This window comes from Pseudomonas fluorescens group sp. PF-1, from assembly GCF_054481335.1.
This window is the reverse complement of sequence record NZ_JBTMNG010000002.1, coordinates 1600180-1620498: the sequence shown is the minus strand read 5'-3', so window position 1 is coordinate 1620498 and position 20319 is coordinate 1600180. Positions and strand designations below refer to the sequence as shown.

The 20319-nt window shown below is 59.6% G+C and carries 17 protein-coding genes; 8 read left to right on the top strand and 9 right to left on the bottom strand.

Translation table 11 applies throughout. The annotated features are described in order from the left end of the window. Positions 1-45: 45 nt before the first annotated feature. The 7 genes from ispC to rpsB form a co-directional block, all read right to left on the bottom strand. Positions 46-1236, bottom strand: a complete 1191-nt coding sequence (gene ispC / locus ACX3YD_RS22005) for a 1-deoxy-D-xylulose-5-phosphate reductoisomerase (RefSeq protein WP_458960979.1) — start codon at positions 1234-1236, stop codon at positions 46-48. Further along, the gene (locus ACX3YD_RS22000; RefSeq protein WP_047526313.1) at positions 1233-2039 is read right to left on the bottom strand and encodes a phosphatidate cytidylyltransferase; all 807 of its coding nucleotides are present in this window, start codon (positions 2037-2039) and stop codon (positions 1233-1235) included. The genes ispC and ACX3YD_RS22000 overlap by 4 nt, the downstream gene beginning before the upstream one ends. Continuing rightward, positions 2039-2794, bottom strand: a complete 756-nt coding sequence (uppS, locus tag ACX3YD_RS21995) for a polyprenyl diphosphate synthase (protein WP_047526310.1) — start codon at positions 2792-2794, stop codon at positions 2039-2041. The genes ACX3YD_RS22000 and uppS overlap by 1 nt, the downstream gene beginning before the upstream one ends. 13 nt (positions 2795-2807) lie before the next feature. Next, complete coding sequence (frr, locus tag ACX3YD_RS21990; protein WP_008000041.1) at positions 2808-3365, bottom strand: ribosome recycling factor; 558 nt, start codon at positions 3363-3365, stop codon at positions 2808-2810. Continuing rightward, a complete protein-coding gene (pyrH, locus tag ACX3YD_RS21985; protein ID WP_003222124.1) occupies positions 3362-4105 on the bottom strand; it encodes a UMP kinase in 744 nt (247 codons plus the stop codon). The genes frr and pyrH overlap by 4 nt, the downstream gene beginning before the upstream one ends. A 210-nt stretch (positions 4106-4315) precedes the next feature. After that, on the bottom strand, positions 4316-5182 hold the full coding sequence (tsf, locus tag ACX3YD_RS21980; RefSeq protein WP_047526300.1) for a translation elongation factor Ts: 867 nt from the start codon (positions 5180-5182) through the stop codon (positions 4316-4318). A 191-nt stretch (positions 5183-5373) separates the two neighbouring features. Then, the gene (gene rpsB, locus ACX3YD_RS21975; RefSeq protein ID WP_047526298.1) at positions 5374-6111 is read right to left on the bottom strand and encodes a 30S ribosomal protein S2; all 738 of its coding nucleotides are present in this window, start codon (positions 6109-6111) and stop codon (positions 5374-5376) included. A gap of 371 nt (positions 6112-6482) precedes the next feature. Here rpsB and map point away from each other — a divergent pair, with 371 nt between their 5' ends. The 3 genes from map to dapC all read left to right on the top strand — a co-directional run bounded on the left by map (position 6483) and on the right by dapC (position 11380). After that, complete coding sequence (gene map / locus ACX3YD_RS21970; protein ID WP_047526297.1) at positions 6483-7265, top strand: type I methionyl aminopeptidase; 783 nt, start codon at positions 6483-6485, stop codon at positions 7263-7265. Between the two features lie 45 nt (positions 7266-7310). Beyond that, positions 7311-10013, top strand: coding sequence for a [protein-PII] uridylyltransferase (locus tag ACX3YD_RS21965; protein ID WP_103403611.1), 2703 nt, complete (start codon positions 7311-7313; stop codon positions 10011-10013). Positions 10014-10180: 167 nt separating this feature from the next. Further along, complete coding sequence (gene dapC, locus ACX3YD_RS21960; protein WP_458960978.1) at positions 10181-11380, top strand: succinyldiaminopimelate transaminase; 1200 nt, start codon at positions 10181-10183, stop codon at positions 11378-11380. Between the two features lie 39 nt (positions 11381-11419). Here dapC and ACX3YD_RS21955 read toward each other — a convergent pair whose 3' ends face one another. Beyond that, positions 11420-13051, bottom strand: coding sequence for a Na+/H+ antiporter (locus ACX3YD_RS21955; RefSeq protein ID WP_103403613.1), 1632 nt, complete (start codon positions 13049-13051; stop codon positions 11420-11422). Between the two features lie 304 nt (positions 13052-13355). Here ACX3YD_RS21955 and ACX3YD_RS21950 point away from each other — a divergent pair, with 304 nt between their 5' ends. The 4 genes from ACX3YD_RS21950 (at position 13356) to ACX3YD_RS21935 (ending at position 16554) form a co-directional block, all read left to right on the top strand. Then, positions 13356-13718, top strand: coding sequence for an ArsC family reductase (locus ACX3YD_RS21950; RefSeq protein ID WP_008057297.1), 363 nt, complete (start codon positions 13356-13358; stop codon positions 13716-13718). A 32-nt stretch (positions 13719-13750) separates the two neighbouring features. Beyond that, entirely contained in the window at positions 13751-14785 is a 1035-nt protein-coding gene (dapD, locus tag ACX3YD_RS21945) for a 2,3,4,5-tetrahydropyridine-2,6-dicarboxylate N-succinyltransferase (RefSeq protein ID WP_103403614.1), read from the top strand. A gap of 162 nt (positions 14786-14947) precedes the next feature. Continuing rightward, the gene (locus ACX3YD_RS21940) at positions 14948-16153 is read left to right on the top strand and encodes an aminotransferase class V-fold PLP-dependent enzyme (protein WP_458960977.1); all 1206 of its coding nucleotides are present in this window, start codon (positions 14948-14950) and stop codon (positions 16151-16153) included. Continuing rightward, complete coding sequence (locus tag ACX3YD_RS21935) at positions 16150-16554, top strand: SufE family protein (RefSeq protein ID WP_103403616.1); 405 nt, start codon at positions 16150-16152, stop codon at positions 16552-16554. The genes ACX3YD_RS21940 and ACX3YD_RS21935 overlap by 4 nt, the downstream gene beginning before the upstream one ends. Before the next feature lie 19 nt (positions 16555-16573). On the opposite strand, the gene tcdA is transcribed toward ACX3YD_RS21935, so the two are convergent. Next, positions 16574-17386 carry a tRNA cyclic N6-threonylcarbamoyladenosine(37) synthase TcdA gene (tcdA, locus tag ACX3YD_RS21930; RefSeq protein ID WP_161793914.1) on the bottom strand — a complete coding sequence of 271 codons (813 nt, stop codon included), beginning with the start codon at positions 17384-17386 and terminating at the stop codon, positions 16574-16576. A gap of 224 nt (positions 17387-17610) precedes the next feature. Between tcdA and ACX3YD_RS21925 the strand changes: the two genes are divergently transcribed. Beyond that, the gene (locus tag ACX3YD_RS21925) at positions 17611-20202 is read left to right on the top strand and encodes a glycosyltransferase (protein WP_103403617.1); all 2592 of its coding nucleotides are present in this window, start codon (positions 17611-17613) and stop codon (positions 20200-20202) included. The last annotated feature ends 117 nt before the right edge of the window (positions 20203-20319 follow it).

Here is a 20319-nt window from a genome sequence, read left to right as displayed (position 1 = left end):
CTCCGCATTCCTATCCGCTGCTGCATGGGCCAACGCATTGCACACTTATCGTCCGTGACGACTCAACCATCGTTCGGCCAGCACACGCGCCTTCGCGTCTGCCGTGAACACTGCCGCGAGATCATCCACTGCTACCACAGGCTCGAGATTCAAGGTTTCTTCGATGATACTCGCGATTTCCGGGTAGCGAACCCGTCCGTCGAGAAAGGCCGCAACCGCGACCTCATTGGCCGCATTCAACATGGCCGGCGCACTGTTGCCTGCTTCGGCCGCCAGACGGGCCAGGCGCAGGCAAGGAAAACGCTCCTCATCGGGCGCCTGGAAGTCCAGACGCGCGATGGCAAACAGATCGAGCGGCGCCACACCCGAATCGATCCGTTCCGGCCAGGCAAGCGCATGGGCGATTGGCGTGCGCATGTCAGGATTACCCAATTGAGCCAACACCGAGCCATCGATATAGTCGACTAGCGAATGAATGACGCTCTGCGGGTGAATCACCACTTCGACCTGGGAAGGCTTGGCATCGAACAGCCAGCAGGCCTCGATCAGTTCGAGCCCTTTATTCATCATGCTGGCCGAGTCGACCGAAATCTTGCGCCCCATGGACCAATTCGGATGAGCACAGGCCTGCTCGGGGGTAACATGTGCCAGCTCAGCCATGGGTGTCTGCCGGAACGGGCCACCCGATGCCGTCAGCAGAATCCGACGCACACCGACCGCCCCCAGGCCTTGAGCGAAATCCTGCGGCATGCACTGGAAAATCGCGTTGTGCTCACTATCGATCGGCAGTAATACCGAGCCACTCTTGCGCACAGCCTGCATGAACAACGCACCGGACATTACCAGTGCTTCCTTGTTGGCCAGGAGGATTTTTTTGCCAGCCTCGACTGCCGCCAAGGTCGGACGCAAACCCGCCGCACCGACAATGGCCGCCATGACCGCATCGACTTCCGGGTCGGCGGCGACCTGACACAGACCTTCCTCCCCCACCAAAACCCGGGTCGAAAGACCTGCCGCACGCAGATCATCCTGCAACACTCGAGCAGCCGCCGCTTCAGGCACTACAGCGAATCGCGGAGTATGACGCACGCACAGTGCCAGCAGCTCACTCAAGCGTGTGAAGCCGCTCAAGGCGTAAGCTTGATAGCGCGCAGGATGGCGAGCGATGACATCAAGGGTGCTCAGACCGATCGAACCCGTCGCCCCCAACACGGTAATCTGCTGTGGGCGGCTCACGGTGCAGCCATCCACAACAGTACGGCAAATACAGGGATCGCGGCGGTCAGACTGTCGATCCGATCCAGTACGCCGCCGTGTCCCGGCAGTAGATTACTGCTGTCCTTGATCCCTGACTGGCGCTTGAACATGCTTTCGGTAAGGTCGCCCACGACTGAAATAAACACGATCAACGCCGCGCCGATCAGACCCTTGAACAGCTCGGCAACCGTCCAGTCACGGAAAAACCCGACCAGAACAGTGATGATCAGGCTCAGCGCCAAACCACCGTAAACGCCTTCCCAACTTTTCCCCGGGCTGACTAGTGGAGCCAGCTTGCGCTTGCCGAACGCCCGACCGGAAAAATACGCGCCGATATCGGCCCCCCAGACCAGCACCATCACCGCCATGATCAACCAGTTCCCCAGGGGCTCCTGCTTGATAAGGACCAGGCCTTGCCAGGCCGGCAGCAGAATCAGCAGTCCGATCACCAGCTTGCAGGCCGCACTGGCCCAGTGATCACTGGAGCGTGGATACGTCAGCACCAGATAGGTCGCAATGCCCCACCAGAGCACCGAAGCCCCCAGTATCCAGGGCGCGAGCCCCGGCAACAGGTGCATGACAAACAGCATCAACGCGACGGCTGCGGCATAAGCAACGCGCATCGACTGCTCATTGAAACCCGCCAGGCGAGCCCACTCCCAACCCCCCAGGGTCACTACTAATCCGATGAACAGCGCGAAGGCAGACCCCTCGAGAAGGAAGAAACCGCACAGGGCAATCGGCAGCAGGATCAGCGCGGTGATGATTCGTTGTTTGAGCATTAAACCCGGGCTCCAGCCTCGACCTGCTCGCTCGTTTTACCGAAGCGACGCTGGCGAGATGCGAAATCGGCCAGCGCGTTACGCATGGCGTCGTGTTTGAAGTCCGGCCAGAACAGGTCGGAGAAGTACAATTCGGCATAGGCCAGCTGCCACAGCAAAAAGTTGCTGATGCGGTGTTCGCCACCGGTACGGATGCACAAGTCCGGTAACGGCAGATCACCGGTAGCCAGACAGGTTTGCAGTAATTCCGGGGTGATGTCTTCGGGTCGCAGGTGGCCCGCCTGAACTTCCCGAGCCAGGCGCTGTGCCGCCTGCGCGATATCCCACTGACCGCCGTAATTGGCGGCGATCTGCAGAACGAAGCGATTGGCGCCTGCAGTCATGTTCTCGGCTTCACGCATCGCAGCCTGAAGCTCCGGGTGGAAACGCGAACGGTCGCCAATGATGCGCAAGCTGATGTTGTTGTCGTTGAGGCGCTTGGCCTCACGACGCAATGCCTTGAAGAACAGATCCATCAAGGCACTGACCTCATCGGCCGGGCGCTGCCAGTTTTCACTGGAAAACGCGAACAAGGTCAGAACTTCGACCCCAGCCTCGGCGCACACCTCGATGACCGCACGAACCGCATCCACACCCGCTTTATGCCCGGCGATACCCGGCATAAAGCGTTTTTTCGCCCAGCGATTATTACCATCCATGATGATCGCGACATGGCGCGGCACCGCAGGCGGTGCAATCTGCTTGGTCTTTTCCATGAAAACGTGACCCTTATACGGCCATCAGGTCTTTTTCTTTCTGCGCCAAATCCGCATCGATTTTAGCCACGAACTTTTTGGTCAGATCGTCGATTTCGCCAGTGGCGCGACGCTCTTCGTCTTCACTGATTTCCTTTTCCTTGACCAGATCCTTGAGCTGGCTGTTCGCGTCACGACGGATGTTGCGCACCGCAACACGGGCGTCTTCAGCAACATCGCGAGCCTGTTTGGTGAAGCCCTTACGGGTTTCCTCAGTCAGGGCCGGCATGGAAATCAGCAGCAACTCACCGAGGTTGGTCGGATTGAGGTTCAGACCAGCGCTACCGATCGCCTTGTCTACAGCACCCAGCATATTGCGTTCGAAGGCAACGACTTGCAGGGTGCGAGCGTCTTTGACAGTGATGTTCGCAACTTGCTTGATCGGCGTGTCGGAACCGTAATACGGCACCATGACACCTTCCAGAATGCTTGGATGCGCCTGGCCGGTACGAATACGACCGAAGTTGTGCGCCAGCGATTCCACGGATTTCTGCATGCGCTCTTGAGCGTCTTTCTTGATTTCGTTGATCATTGTTGGCCTTCCTCGATCAGGGTCCCTTCAGCGCCACCGTGCACGATGTTCAGCAGGGCGCCGGGCTTGTTCATGTTAAATACGCGCAACGGCATCTTGTGGTCGCGGCACAGGCAAATGGCCGTCAGATCCATCACGCCCAGCTTGCGATCCAGTACTTCATCGTAGGTCAGATGATCGAACTTCTCGGCATGCGGGTCTTTGAATGGGTCAGCGGTGTAGACGCCATCGACCTTGGTCGCCTTCAGCACGACATCGGCATCGATTTCGATTGCACGCAGGCAGGCTGCCGAATCCGTGGTAAAGAACGGGTTGCCGGTACCGGCTGCGAAAATCACGACATCCTTGGAGTTCAGGTGACGCATGGCCTTGCGGCGATCATAGTGATCGGTCACGCCAACCATGGAAATGGCCGACATCACAATGGCCGAGATATTGGCACGTTCGAGCGCATCGCGCATCGCCAAGGCGTTCATCACAGTGGCCAGCATGCCCATGTGGTCGCCAGTGACCCGATCCATCCCGGCCTTGCTCAGCGCTTCGCCACGGAACAGGTTACCGCCGCCGATCACCAGACCGACCTGAACACCGATGCCGACCAGTTGGCCAACTTCCAGCGCCATGCGATCCAGAACTTTCGGATCGATCCCGAACTCTTCCGAGCCCATCAGGGCCTCGCCGCTAAGCTTGAGTAGAATGCGTTTATAGCGAGCCTGATAACCACTGCCCTGCTGAGCCATTGCGAATCTCTCCTGCGGCGTATTTTAAAAATTCTTTGCGAGCTGTTTTCAGCTGGCGTTCACTCTAGCTTGGCGCTGCTTCAGCGCCATCGGAACATGGCTTTGTAAGTCAGTTCCAAAAGGAAACCAATTAAAAATTGGTGCCCCATCTGAAAAGAGGCTGCGCGCGTGAGCGGGCAGCCTCTTCAGGGCGACAGTTAAAAAACCGTCTTATTGCTTGGAAGCAGCCGCAACCTGAGCAGCAACTTCTTCAGCGAAGTTGTCAACTGGCTTCTCGATGCCTTCACCGACCTTGAAGTAGGTGAAGGAAACGATTTCTGCGCCAGCTTTCTTGGCCAGGGCACCAACGGTGATTTCCGGGTTCATGACGAAAGCCTGCTCGACCAGGCTGGCTTCGGCCAGGAACTTGGTGATACGGCCAGCGATCATCTTCTCGACGATTTCTGCTGGTTTGCCTTTCATCTTGTCTTCGTTCAGGGTCATGAAAACACCCTTCTCGCGCTCGATGGCCTCTGGCGAAACCTGCGATGGCAGCAGGAACTCAGGGTTGCTTGCCGCCACGTGCATGGCGATCTCTTTGGCCAGCTGTACATCGCCGCCCTTGAGAACAACAGCAACACCGATCTTGTTACCGTGCAGGTAGGTGCCGACAACGTCACCCTCTACGCGTACCAGACGACGGATGTTGACGTTTTCGCCAACTTTGGCAACCAGGGCTTCACGAGCCAATTCCTGAGCGGCGATCAGCGGAGCTGCGTCGGTCAGTTTTTCGTCGAAAGCTTTTTCTACGCTGGCAGCAACGAAGTTCTTGAAGTCGTCTTGCAGGGCCAGGAAGTCGGTCTGCGAGTTAACTTCCAGCAGAACGGCGGACTTGTCGTCAGCCTTGATGGCGATTGCGCCTTCAGCGGCAACGTTGCCAGCTTTCTTGGCAGCCTTGATGGCGCCCGAAGCACGCATGTCATCAATGGCTTTTTCGATGTCGCCGCCAGCCTTGGTCAAGGCCTTTTTGCAGTCCATCATGCCTTCGCCAGTACGCTCGCGCAATTCTTTGACCAACGCTGCAGTAATCTCTGCCATTTCAAAATTCCTCTTGGATAGGTTATCAACCATTCCACCCGATCGAACGGGCGTTCAATTCTTCCCGAACCACCCTTGTTAGCTGCCGCACGTTACAGATGAAGCAGAGGGCGCCAACAAATGGTTTCCGAGGTGGCAAAAAGGGGGCCAAGCCCCCTTTTTGCTTACTGAGTCAACGCCAGGGGCGTTAATTACTCAGCTGCAGCTACCGGAGCTTCTTCAACGAAAACTTCGGTGCCGCCAGAAACGTTGTTGCGACCACGGATAACAGCGTCAGCCATCGAACCCATGTACAGCTGGATAGCGCGAATTGCGTCATCGTTGCCTGGGATGATGTAGTCAACGCCTTCCGGGCTGCTGTTGGTATCGACTACGCCGATAACCGGGATGCCCAGCTTGTTGGCTTCGGTGATCGCGATGCGCTCGTGATCAACGTCGATAACGAACAGAGCGTCTGGCAGACCGCCCATGTCCTTGATACCACCCAGGGAACGATCCAGCTTTTCCAGGTCACGGGAGCGCATCAGCGCTTCTTTCTTGGTCAGCTTGGCGAAAGTACCGTCTTCGGCTTGTACTTCAAGGTCACGCAGACGCTTGATGGAAGCACGGATGGTTTTGAAGTTGGTCAGCATGCCGCCCAACCAGCGGTGATCGACGTACGGCGAACCGCAACGTGCTGCTTCTTCAGCAACGATCTTGCCAGCGGAACGCTTGGTGCCGACGAACAGAATCTTGTTTTTGCCCTGGGCCAGGCGCTCTACGAAAGTCAGAGCTTCGTTGAACATTGGCAGGGTTTTTTCAAGGTTGATGATGTGGATCTTGTTACGCGCGCCGAAAATGTATTTACCCATTTTCGGGTTCCAGTAACGGGTCTGGTGACCGAAGTGCACACCGGCCTTCAGCATATCGCGCATGTTGACTTGGGACATGATAGTTCCTTAATAAGTCGGGTTTGGCCTCCACGTATCCCAATGACCAACCAGCAGCATCAGCTGAAGGCACCCAGGTCATCGTGTCGACACGTGTGTGGATTTAGGCTTTTCGGGGCATCCCCGGAAAGCGGCGCATTTTATATCACAAGGGAGGAAAAAACGAAACCCGGATTCTGAAATCCTGGTCACCACACAGTTCCCGCCCTTGGAATCGGCCCACAATGCACCATTGTATGGAGATAAGCGATTCACAGAGCGGCGGATTTGCCCCGATCGTCTGTTAGAATTGCGTTTTTCAGGGCTGCGAAGTTCGATTGCGCAACGCCCTTTTCGTTGAGAAAGCGCCATCGAGCGCAGAGAGAGCCTGTATGACCGTCACCCTCAAAACCCCCGAGGACATCGCAAAAATGCGCGTCGCCGGCAAACTGGCCGCCGATGTGCTGGAAATGATTGCCGAATACGTCAAGCCGGGGGTGACCACCGATCAACTGAACCAGATCTGCCACGACTATATTGTCAACGAGCAGAAAGCCATCCCTGCCCCGCTCAACTACAAGGGCTACCCGAAGTCGATTTGCACATCGATCAACCACGTGGTCTGCCACGGCATCCCGAACGACAAACCGCTGAAGGATGGCGACACCCTGAACATCGATGTCACCGTTATCAAGGACGGCTACCACGGCGATACCAGCCGCATGTTCCACGTCGGCACCGTGCCGGTCTGGGCCGAGCGTCTGTCGCAAGTGACCCAGGAATGCATGTACAAGGCGATTGAAATCGTCAAACCCGGTTGCCGCCTCGGCGACATCGGTGAAATCATCCAGAAACACGCTGAAAAGAACGGTTTCTCGGTGGTTCGCGAATTCTGTGGTCACGGCATCGGTAAAGTTTTCCACGAAGAGCCACAGATCCTGCACTACGGCCGCGCGGGCACCGGCATGGAGCTGCAAGCCGGCATGACCTTCACCATCGAGCCGATGATCAACCAGGGCAAGGCTGACACCAAGGTCCTGGGCGACGGCTGGACCGCGATCACCAAGGATCGCAAGCTGTCGGCACAGTGGGAACACACGCTGCTGGTGACCGAAACCGGTTACGAGATCTTCACCTTGCGCAGCGATGACACCATCCCGCGCGTTTCGGCCTGATCCGCCCCGCTCCATTCCCAGCCTTACAGAAAGGAAAGCCAATCGATGCCGCAGGTGGATCCAGAACTCTTCGATCGCGGCCAGTTCCAGGCTGAACTGGCCCTGAAGGCAAGCCCGATCGCGGCCTTCAAGAAGGCGATCCGCCAGGCCCGCGAGGTGCTCGACGGGCGCTTTCGCAGCGGCCGGGACATTCGCCGGTTGATCGAGGATCGTGCCTGGTTCGTCGATAACATCCTGCAAAAGGCCTGGGAACAGTTCGACTGGAGTGAAGACGCCGACATCGCACTGGTTGCGGTCGGCGGCTATGGTCGGGGTGAATTGCACCCCTACTCCGACATCGATCTGCTGATCCTGCTGGACAGCGCCGATCATGAAATTTTCCGTGACTCCATCGAGCGCTTTCTGACGCTGCTGTGGGACATCGGCCTGGAAGTCGGTCAGAGCGTTCGCTCGGTCGACGAATGTGCCCAGGAGGCCCGCGCCGATCTGACGGTTGTCACCAACCTGATGGAAAGCCGGACCATCTGCGGCCCTGAGCGCTTGCGCCAACGCATGCTGGACGTCACCAGCACCGCGCACATGTGGCCGAGCAAGGATTTCTTTCTGGCCAAGCGGGCCGAACAGAAGGCCCGTCACCACAAGTACAACGACACCGAATACAACCTGGAACCCAACGTCAAAGGCTCGCCGGGCGGACTGCGGGACATTCAGACGATTCTGTGGGTGGCACGTCGCGAGTACGGCACCCTGAACCTGCGCGCACTGGCCGGCGAAGGCTTCCTGGTAGAGAGCGAAAACGCCCTGCTGGCGTCTTCCCAGGAATTCCTGTGGAAAGTGCGTTACGCCCTGCACATGCTCGCCGGCCGCTCGGAAGACCGCCTGCTGTTCGATCACCAGCGCACCATTGCCAAGCTGCTGGGGTTCGAAGGCGACGATGCCAAGCAAGCCATCGAAAACTTCATGCAGCAGTATTACCGGGTGGTGATGAGCATTGCCCAGCTCAGCGACCTGATCATCCAGCACTTCGAGGAGGTCATCCTCGCACCGGATGATCAAGCGCCGCCGCAGCCGATCAACTCGCGATTCCAGCTCCACGATGGCTACATCGAGGCGCGCAACGACAACGTGTTCCGTCGCACCCCGTTTGCCATGCTGGAGATCTTCGTGCTGATGGCCCAGCAGCCGGAAATCAAGGGCGTGCGCGCCGACACCATTCGCCTGCTGCGCGAAAACCGTCACCTGATCGACGACGATTTCCGCAACGATATTCGCAACACCAGCCTGTTCATCGAATTGTTCAAGTGCAAGATCGGCATCCATCGCAACCTGCGCCGCATGAACCGTTACGGCATCCTCGGGCGTTATCTGCCGGAATTCGGCTTTATCGTCGGACAGATGCAGCACGACCTGTTTCACATTTATACGGTCGATGCCCACACCCTGAACCTGATCAAGCATCTGCGTAAGTTGCAGTACACTCAGGTGTCGGAAAAGTTTCCGCTGGCCAGCAAACTCATGGGCAAGCTGCCCAAACCCGAGCTGATCTACCTGGCCGGGCTGTACCACGACATCGGCAAGGGCCGGCATGGCGATCACTCGGATATCGGCGCCGTGGATGCCGAAGCTTTTTGCCAGCGCCACCAACTCCCCGTGTGGGACAGTCGCCTGATCGTCTGGCTGGTGCAGAACCATCTGGTGATGTCGACCACCGCCCAGCGCAAGGACTTGTCCGACCCGCAGGTGATCCACGATTTCGCACAGATCGTCGGCGATGAAACCCGTCTCGACTACCTGTACGTGCTGACCGTCGCCGACATCAACGCCACCAACCCGACCCTGTGGAACTCCTGGCGTGCCAGCCTTCTGCGCCAGCTCTACACCGAAACCAAGCGCGCCCTTCGTCGCGGCCTGGAAAACCCGGTCGATCGCGAGGAGCAGATCCGCCAGACCCAGAGCGCCGCCCTGGACATTCTGGTGCGCGGCGGCACCGATCCGGACGACGTCGAGCAATTGTGGGCGCAATTGGGCGATGACTATTTCCTGCGCCACACCGCTGGCGACGTGGCCTGGCACAGCGATGCGATCCTCCAGCAGCCAGCCGATGGCGGACCACTGGTGCTGATCAAGGAGACCACTCAGCGCGAGTTCGAGGGTGGCACGCAAATCTTCATTTACGCACCCGACCAGCACGACTTCTTCGCCGTGACCGTGGCCGCGATGGACCAGCTCAACCTGAACATCCACGACGCCCGGGTCATCACCTCCAGCAGCCAGTTCACCCTCGACACCTACATTGTGCTCGACGCCGATGGCGACTCGATCGGCGATAATCCGGCACGGGTCAAGGAGATCCGCGAAGGCCTGACCGAAGCCCTGCGAAACCCGGCCGACTACCCGACCATCATCCAGCGCCGGGTACCGCGCCAGCTCAAGCATTTTGCCTTCGCGCCGCAGGTCACGATCCATAACGATGCACAGCGCCCGGTCACCGTACTTGAACTGACCGCGCCCGACCGCCCCGGCCTGCTGGCGCGAATCGGTACGATCTTCCTGGAGTTCGACCTGTCGCTGCAAAACGCCAAGATTGCGACCCTGGGCGAACGGGTGGAAGACGTCTTCTTCATCACCGATGCCAACAACCAGCCTTTATCCGACCCGCAGTTGTGCAGCCGGTTACAAGATGCAATCGTCGAGCAGTTGAGCGTCAATCAGGAACCCGATATCAAACTGTCGCGTATCAGCATTTGAATAACAAATTTCCCGAATGGAGCCCGCCCCTGTAGGAGCTGGCTTGCCAGCGATGGACAAAAGGCGCCGCGTTTATCCTGTAGAAACGCGTCATCGTTAACGCCCATCGCTGGCAAGCCAGCGCCTGCAAAGGGTCGGCCAGCCGCCACACCGAACGAGATCTACCGATGAACAACGCTCTGACCCAGCTCCAGCCCTACCCTTTCGAAAAGCTCCGCGCCCTGCTCGGCAGCGTCACGCCAAACCCGGAAAAGCGCGCCATCGCGCTGTCCATCGGCGAGCCGAAACACCGCTCGCCAAGCTTTGTCGCCGAAGCGCTGGCAAGCAATCTGGATCAGATGGCCGTGTACCCGACCACCCTCGGCATCCCGGCCCTGCGCGAAGCCATCGCGGCATGGTGCGAACGTCGCTTCAACGTCCCGAACGGCTGGCTCGACCCGGCGCGCAACGTGCTGCCGGTCAATGGCACCCGTGAAGCGCTGTTCGCCTTCACCCAGACCGTGGTCAACCGTGGCGACGATGCGCTGGTGGTCAGCCCGAACCCGTTCTATCAGATCTACGAAGGCGCGGCGTTCCTGGCCGGTGCCAAGCCGCATTACCTGCCATGCCTGGATGAAAACGGCTTCAACCCGGACTTCGATGCCGTTTCACCGGACATCTGGAAACGCTGCCAGATCCTGTTCCTGTGCTCGCCTGGCAACCCGACCGGCGCGCTGATCCCGGTCGACACCCTGAAAAAGCTGATCGCCCTGGCCGACGAATACGACTTCGTGATCGCTGCCGACGAGTGCTACAGCGAACTGTACTTCGACGAACAAACCCCGCCGCCCGGCCTGCTCAGTGCCTGCGTGGAACTGGGCCGCAAGGACTTCAAGCGTTGCGTGGTATTCCACAGCCTGTCCAAGCGCTCGAACCTGCCAGGCCTGCGTTCGGGTTTTGTCGCCGGTGATGCGGACATCCTCAAAGGCTTCCTGCTGTATCGCACCTACCACGGCTGCGCGATGCCGGTACAAACCCAACTGGCCAGCGTCGCCGCGTGGAACGACGAAGTGCACGTGCGCGCCAACCGTGCCCTGTACCGCGAGAAGTATGACGCAGTGCTGAAAATCCTCAGCCCGGTCATGGACGTGCAGCGCCCGGATGGCGGTTTTTACCTGTGGCCGAATGTAGCCGGTGACGACGCTGCCTTCTGCCGCGACCTGTTCGAACAGGAGCACGTGACCGTGGTGCCGGGTTCTTACCTGTCGCGGGATGTCGATGGCGTCAACCCGGGCGCAGGCCGTGTGCGCATGGCACTGGTCGCACCACTGGCCGAATGCGTCGAAGCCGCGGAACGTATCCGTGACTTCGTCCAGCGTCGTAAATAGTACGCGTCCTCTGTAGGGGCGAGCTTGCTCCTACAACGGTTATTTGACCTGTCCGAGTTTCGCTTCACTCAGGTCCAGCTCACTCAACACCTCACGCAAGACGTCATCACCAATCTGGTGATGACGGCTGAGGCTATACAACTCCAGGCGTTGCGCCCGCAGCGCCTTCAAGCGCAGACGCCGCTCCAGCAAATCCATCTGAAACGCCAGCGCCTGGGCTTCAGCCGAATCGTTGTATACCTCCAGTTGATGCCGATATTCGGACATGATCCGCGCCTTGAGCTCTGCCGATAAGGCGGATTCAGCAGCGTCATGAGGGTTGACCTCTTCGACTTCGAGCGCATGAATAGCCGCCTCGGCGGTTTTGCGCCAGGCATCGCGCACTTCACTTCGACGCTTGTCGTCAGGGCTTTTTTCGATCCCGCGCAGCAGCAACGGCAAGGCAATGCAGGCCGCGATCAGCGACAACAGAATGACCCCGGCCGCGATGAAGATCAGCAGGTCACGCTCAGGAAACTCGCTGCGACCCATGAGCATCGGCACCGACAGCACACCCGCCAATGTCACCGCGCCGCGAACGCCACCGACGGTCAGCAACCAACAGGAACGCGCGCTGGGCACCCGGGTGATCTGATCAGCGCCGCGCCAGCGCCGCAGCAAAATGGACAGGCGCCAGATGCTCTGCACCCAGACAAACCGCAACACCAGCAGCACCAGGAAAATCGCCAGGACATCCAGACAACGGTAAAGCAACGTTGGCCACAGTGATGTTTCGTGGCTGGCCACGGCTTTGATGATGTCCGGTAACTGCAGACCCAACAGCAGGAAGATCAAGCCGTTGAAGGCAAACTCCAGCAAGGACCAGACGCTGCGATTGAGCAAGCGGGTATTGGTCTGGCGCGGAAGCAGGTCAAGCCAGCTCTGCATCATCCCCGCCGCCACCGCCGACAGAATGCCCGACACCCCCACCCGCTCGGCCAGCACGTAGGCGGCAAATGGCAACAGCAACATGAAAACCACATGCGTGGCCGGATCATCCCAACCGCGGGCCACCATCCACGAGCGCAAGCGCCCCACCAGCCAGCTCAACGCCACGCCCGTGGCCAGGCCTCCAATTGCCACCAGCACGAAAGTGACACTGGCATTGGCCAGCGAGAACACGCCTGTCACGGCGGCCACCAAGGCAAACTTGAAAGTCACCAGACCCGACGCATCGTTCATCAGCGCCTCGCCCTGCAGCATGTGCATCAATGGCGTCGGCAAGCGGTTCTGGGAGATCGCCGATACCGCCACGGCATCGGTCGGCGATAGCACCGCCGCCAGTGCAAACGCCACGGCCAGCGGAATGCTCGGCAACAACCAATGAATGAAATACCCCGCACCGACCACCGTGAACAACACCAGGCCCACCGCCAGCGTCAAAATCGGCCCGCGCAAGCGCCAGAACTCACGCTTGGGCATGCGCCAGCCATCGGAAAACAACAGCGGCGGCAGGAACAGAAACAGAAACAGCTCAGGATCAAGGGCGACGTGCAGCCCGAGTGTCGGCCAGGCAAGCAAGGCACCGGCGCCAATCTGCACCAATGGCAACGGCAACGGAATCACCCGTCCGATCAGGCGTGAAACGCCGACCAACATCAGCATGATCAGGACGGTGTAGGCGGTTTGCATAACGCAGGGTTCCCGGACAAACGACAGCATTGAAGTGCCATATTAGCCGCTTAGACTGCGCACTGACCTTTGCACCAATGTCGCACGCGGTCCTGCAGGAACGAGCTCGCTCGCGAGGGTCGCCAACAATGGCGCTACCAAACTGACACCCTGTGGTGTTCTCGAGTTCATCGCAAGCGGGCTCGCGCCTACAGGGTTTCATGCAGGTGATAAAGACAAACCCGACCACAGCCGACGCGAAACCGTCCGCTCATGGCATAATCCCGAACCTTTTATTTCCGGCACCTGTAAAGGGGGCGATTCCTTGACCGTTTCAAGTAAAACGTTGCACCTTTTCGGCATCAAAGCCTGCGACACCATGAAAAAGGCGCGCACCTGGCTTGATGAACACGCTGTCAGCTATGACTTCCATGATTACAAGGCGGTCGGTATCGACCGTGAACACCTGACCCAATGGTGCAACGAGCACGGCTGGGAAGTGGTGTTGAACCGTGCAGGCACGACCTTTCGCAAGCTCGACGACGAACGCAAAGCCGATCTCGACCAGTCGAAAGCCATCGAGCTGATGCTCGCACAACCTTCGATGATCAAGCGCCCGGTGCTCGATCTCGGTGACCGAACCCTGATTGGCTTCAAGCCAGATATCTACGCGGCAGCACTCAAGTAGGCAGCCCGTTCCAATTTGCTAGAGGTATCAACATGTCCACTACCCCGTTCAGCCTGGCCTTTGGTGTCGGCACTCAAAACCGTCAAGGCGCATGGCTGGAAGTGTTTTACGCGCAGCCATTGCTTAATCCATCCGCCGAACTGATCGCTGCCATCGCCCCGGTTCTGGGCTACACCGAAGGCAACCAGGCCATCGCCTTCACCACCGCACAGGCTTCGCAACTGGCTGAAGCGTGCAAAGGCGTCGACGCTGCCCAGGCCGCCCTGCTGACCCGTCTGGCCGAGAGCCACAAGCCGCTGGTTGCGACCATCCTGGCCGAAGACGCTCAACTGACTTCCACGCCTGAGGCTTACCTCAAGCTGCACCTGCTGTCCCATCGCCTGGTCAAGCCCCATGGCCTGAACCTGGCCGGCGTGTTCCCGCTGCTGCCAAACGTGGCGTGGACCAGCCAGGGTGCGATCGACCTGGCCGAACTGGCCGAGCATCAACTGGAAGCCCGCCTGCGCGGCGAGTTGCTCGAAGTGTTCTCGGTGGACAAGTTCCCGAAAATGACTGACTACGTCGTACCGGCCGGCGTGCGTATCGCTGACGCGGCACGTCTGCGCCTGGGCGCTTACGTTGGCGAAGGCACGACCGTGATGCACGAAGGTTTCGTCAACTTCAACGCCGGCACCGAAGGCCCGGGCATGATAGAAGGCCGTGTATCGGCTGGTGTATTCGTCGGCAAAGGCTCTGACCTGGGCGGCGGTTGCTCGACCATGGGCACCCTGTCGGGCGGCGGCAACATCGTGATCAAGGTGGGCGAAGGCTGCCTGATCGGCGCCAACGCCGGTATCGGTATCCCGTTGGGCGACCGCAACACCGTTGAATCGGGCCTGTACGTGACCGCTGGCACCAAAGTGGCCCTGCTGGACGAGAAAAACCAGCTGGTCAAAGTGGTCAAGGCCCGTGAACTGGCGGGTCAGCCTGATCTGCTGTTCCGCCGCAATTCGGAAACCGGTGCCGTGGAGTGCAAAACCCACAAATCGGCGATCGAACTGAACGAAGCACTGCACGCTCACAACTAAGCGTCATACAAGCTCACCTGTAGGAGCGAGCCTGCTCGCGATGGACGTCAACGATAACGCGGGGCATCAGATAGCCCGTGTCTTCCACGCGATCATCGCGAGCAGGTTCGCTCCCACCGGGGTCTGGCGTACACCCGCCCAAGTTCACCAGGGCTCAAAAGCATGATGATTCCCTCTCCCTGGCGCGCCGACTTTCCGGCCATCGCCGCGCTGCAACGGCAAGACCAGACCTATCTGGACAGCGCCGCCACCACGCAAAAACCTCAAGCCCTGCTCGATGCCCTCACGCATTACTACGCCAACGGCGCGGCCAACGTGCATCGGGCGCAACACCTGCCGGGCGCCCATGCCACCCAGGCCTTCGAGGACAGCCGCAGCAAAATCGCCCAGTGGCTCAATGCCGGGGACCGCGGGCAAATTATCTTCACCCACGGCGCGACCTCTGCGCTGAATCTCCTGGCCTATGGCCTGGAACACCTATTCAACCCGGGCGATGAAGTCGTCATCAGCGCCCTGGAGCATCACGCCAACCTGCTGCCCTGGCAGCAACTGGCAAAGCGTCGCGCATTGAAACTGGTGATCCTGCCGCTGAACGCCGACGGTCTGATCGACCTCGAAGCCGCGGCGCAATTGATCGGCCCGCGCACTCGCCTGATGGCGGTCAGCCAGTTGTCCAACGTGCTCGGCGCCTGGCAACCGTTGCCCGCACTGCTGGCAATGGCCAAGGCGCACAACGCCCTGACCGTGATCGACGGTGCCCAAGGCGTGGTCCATGGTCGACATGACGTCCAGGCACTGGGTTGCGACTTCTATGTTTTTTCCAGCCACAAGCTCTATGGCCCCGATGGCCTGGGCGTGCTGTTTGGGCGCAATGAAGCCCTGCAACAGCTTCAGCCCTGGCAGTTCGGCGGCGAGATGGTGCTGGACGCCAACTACCACGACGCACGCTTTCGCCCTGCACCGCTGGGGTTTGAGGCGGGCACACCGCCGATTGCCAGTGTGATCGGTTTGGGCGCGAGCCTGGATTACCTCGCCGGGCTCGATCAGGACGCCGTATCCGCCCATGAAGCGGCGCTGCATGACTATCTGCTCAAAGGCCTTGAGGCGCGCAACGGCATTCACCTGCTGGGCAAGCCGCAAGTGGCATTGGCCAGTTTCACCGTCCAAGGTGTGCATAACTCCGATCTGGCCCATTTGCTGACCGAGCAAGGGATCGCGGTGCGCGCCGGTCATCATTGCGCCATGCCGTTGCTCAAAAGCCTTCAACTGGCCGGGGCGATTCGGGTGTCGCTGGGGTTATACAACGACTCTGAAGACCTTGAGCGCTTCTTTGAAGCACTGGACCAGGCACTGGAGTTGCTGCGATGAGTTTGCCCGTCGATGCCGTGACCGCCCTGCACGCCTTTCAGAATGCGCCCGGTTGGGAACAACGGGCACGCCTGTTGATGCAATGGGGCGAACGCCTGCCGGCGTTGAGCGATGCGGACAAGGTTGACGCCAACCGCGTGCACGGCTGTGAGAGCCAGGTATGGCTGGTAGGCGAATTGCGCGATGGTCATTGGCAGTTCAGTGCCAACAGCGATGCGCGGTTGATTCGCGGCTTGGTGGCGCTGCTGCTGGCACGGGTCAACGGCTTGTCGGCGGTTGAATTGCAACAGGTGGACTTGCCGGACTGGTTCAATCAGCTGGGGCTCGGTCGCCAGTTGTCCCCGTCCCGTAGCAATGGTTTGAACGCTGTTTTACAGCGGATGCGTGACTTGGCAGGTTAATAGCCTTCAGCAACAACCATCAAACCTCAGGTTTGACCCGATCCGCCGGCCGCCGCACGCCCGCCACAATCTTGTCCACCGCCTTGGTCGCCGCGACCATGCCGAACGTCGCCGTCACCATCATCACCGCGCCAAACCCGCCGGCGCAGTCGAGCTTCACGCCGTCGCCGACAAAACTCTTCTGCAGGCAAATGCTGCCGTCCGGTTTCGGGTAGCGCAGTTGCTCGGTGGAAAACACGCAGGGCACGCTGTAATGGCGGGTCACGGTGCGCGAGAAGCCATAGTCGCGACGCAGGGTCGAGCGCACTTTCGAAGCCAATGGGTCATTGAAGGTGCGGTTCAGGTCACAGACCTGGATCAGTGTCGGATCAATCTGCCCGCCCGCGCCGCCGGTGGTGATGATCTGGATCTTGCGGCGCTTGCACCAGGCGATCAGCGCTGCCTTGGCATTGACGCTGTCGATGCAGTCGATCACGCAGTCGATGTTCGGCGTGATGTACTCGGCCATGGTCTCGCGGGTCACGAAATCCGCCACCGCGTGCACGGTGCAGTCCGGGTTGATCCCGCGCAGGCGCTCGGCCATCACTTCGACCTTGGGCTTGCCGACGGTGCTGTCCAGCGCATGCAACTGACGGTTGGCATTGCTGACGCAGACGTCATCCAGGTCAAACAGCGAAATCTCGCCCACGCCGCAGCGCGCCATGGCTTCCGCCGCCCAGGAACCTACGCCACCGACACCGACGATCGCCACATGGGCCGCGCGCAGGCGCTCAAGGCCTTCGATGCCATACAAACGGGCAATACCAGCAAACCGCGGATCTTCTGTACTCATGACCATTACCCCAAAAACCGGCGCGCATTATAGAGGGTGTCCGGCCTTCTAATAAGATTTAACTTTCAAGCTACAAGTGTAAGAACTTATGTGAAAGCACATTGCCCAATGTCGGGCATTTCCCTGTCCGATGTACGTTCAGCGATCTGCCGGTGTAGGATGCGCGCCCCTTGGCGGTAGCCAACCGTTCCTTCGTTCCACAGCCTTTGGAACCTGAAATAGCTATGTCATCGCGTAAATTTGGACTCAATCTGGTGGTGGTGCTCGCCATCGCTGCCTTGTTTACCGGCTTCTGGGCGCTGATCAATCGCCCGGTCACCGCCCCCAACTGGCCTGAACAGATTTCCGGCTTCTCCTATTCGCCGTTCCAGCAGGGCCAATTCCCACAAAAGGACCAGTACCCCACTGACGACCAAATGCGGCGTGATCTGGAGATCATGAGCAAGCTGACGGACAACATCCGTATTTACTCGGTCGACGGCACGCTGGAGGACATCCCCAAGCTCGCGGAAGAATTCGGCCTGCGGGTGACCCTGGGGATCTGGATCAGCCCGGACCAGGAGCGCAACGAGCGAGAAATCGCCCGGGCCATCGAACTGGCCAACACCTCGCGCAGCGTCGTACGCGTGGTTGTAGGCAACGAGGCGATTTTCCGTAAGGAAATTACCGCACAGGAACTCAGCGTCCTGCTGGATCGCGTCCGCGCCGCCGTGAAAGTGCCGGTCACCACGTCAGAGCAGTGGCACGTCTGGGAAGAACACCCGGAACTGGCCAAGCACGTCGACCTGATCGCCGCGCACGTCCTTCCTTACTGGGAATTTATCCCGGTGGACAAAGCCCAGCAGTTCGTTCTGGACCGCGCCCGCGATCTGAAAAAGATGTTCCCGAAAAAACCGCTGCTGCTGTCTGAAGTGGGCTGGCCGAGCAACGGCCGCATGCGCGGGGGCGCCGACGCGTCGCCGGCAGACCAGGCAATCTACTTGCGCACCCTGGTCAACAAACTTAACCGCCAGGGCTTCAACTACTTCGTGATCGAGGCCTTTGACCAGCCGTGGAAGGCCAGCGACGAAGGTTCGGTGGGTGCGTATTGGGGCGTGTTCAACGCCGCGCGCCAGCAGAAATTCAACTTCGAAGGCCCGGTCGTCGCCATTCCGCAATGGCGCGTACTGGCCATCGGCTCGGTGGTGCTGGCACTGCTGTCGCTGACCCTGCTGATGATCGACGGCTCGGCCCTGCGTCAACGTGGCCGTACCTTCCTGACGTTCATCGCGTTCCTCTGCGGTTCGGTGCTGGTGTGGATCGGTTATGACTACAGCCAGCAATACAGCACCTGGTTCAGCCTGACGGTGGGCTTCCTGCTCGCCCTCGGTGCGCTCGGGGTGTTCATCGTGCTGCTCACCGAGGCCCATGAACTGGCCGAGGCGGTGTGGATTCACAAGCGCCGCCGGGAATTCCTGCCGGTGGTCGGCGATTCGAACTACCGCCCCAAAGTGTCGATTCACGTACCGTGCTACAACGAGCCGCCCGAGATGGTCAAACAGACCCTCGATGCCCTGGCCAACCTCGATTATCCGGACTTCGAAGTCCTGATCATCGACAACAACACCAAGGACCCGGCGGTCTGGGAACCGGTGCGCGACTACTGCGAAACCCTCGGCCCGCGCTTCAAGTTCTTCCACGTCGCGCCATTGGCCGGCTTCAAGGGCGGCGCGCTGAATTACCTGATTCCGCATACCGCCAAGGACGCCGAAGTCATCGCGGTCATCGACTCCGACTACTGCGTGCACCCGAACTGGCTCAAGCACATGGTGCCGCACTTCGCCGATCCGAAAATCGCCGTGGTGCAATCGCCGCAGGACTATCGCGACCAGAACGAAAGCACCTTCAAGAAGCTCTGCTACGCGGAATACAAAGGCTTCTTCCACATCGGTATGGTCACCCGCAACGACCGTGACGCGATCATCCAGCACGGCACCATGACCATGACCCGTCGCTCGGTGCTCGAAGAACTGGGCTGGGCCGACTGGTGCATTTGTGAGGACGCCGAGCTGGGTCTGCGGGTGTTCGAAAAAGGTTTGTCGGCGGCGTACTACCACGACAGTTACGGCAAGGGCCTGATGCCCGATACCTTTATCGACTTCAAGAAACAGCGGTTCCGCTGGGCCTACGGTGCCATTCAGATCATCAAGCGCCACACCGCCAGCCTGCTGCGCGGCAAGGACACCGAACTGACCCGCGGCCAGCGTTACCACTTCCTCGCGGGCTGGTTGCCGTGGGTGGCGGACGGCATGAACATCTTCTTCACCGTTGGTGCGCTGCTGTGGTCGGCGGCGATGATCATCGTGCCGCAACGGGTCGATCCGCCACTGCTGATCTTCGCCATCCCGCCGTTGGCACTGTTCGTGTTCAAGGTCGGCAAGATCATCTTCCTCTACCGCCGTGCGGTGGGCGTGAACCTGAAAGACGCGTTCTGCGCGGCCCTGGCCGGGCTGGCGTTGTCGCACACCATCGCCAAAGCGGTGCTGTACGGCTTCTTCACCAGCAGCATTCCGTTCTTCCGCACCCCGAAGAATGCCGATAACCACGGCTTCTGGGTGGCGATCTCGGAAGCGCGCGAAGAGGTGTTCATCATGCTCTTGCTATGGGGCGCGGCGCTGGGGATCTTCCTGGTCAACGGCATGCCGAGCAATGACATGCGCTTCTGGGTCACCATGTTGCTGGTGCAATCGCTGCCCTACCTGGCGGCGCTGATCATGGCGTTCCTGTCGTCACTGCCAAAACCCGTGGCCGAGACGGCAACGGCACCTGCGGTCTAAATCTTCGCGGATGCACTAAACGGCGGCCTATGGTCGCCGTTTTGCTTTAAGATAACCGCCATTTTGCAGGGCTTGGCTGAAGGGCCAGACCCAATACCTGTAGGAGCGAGCCTGCTC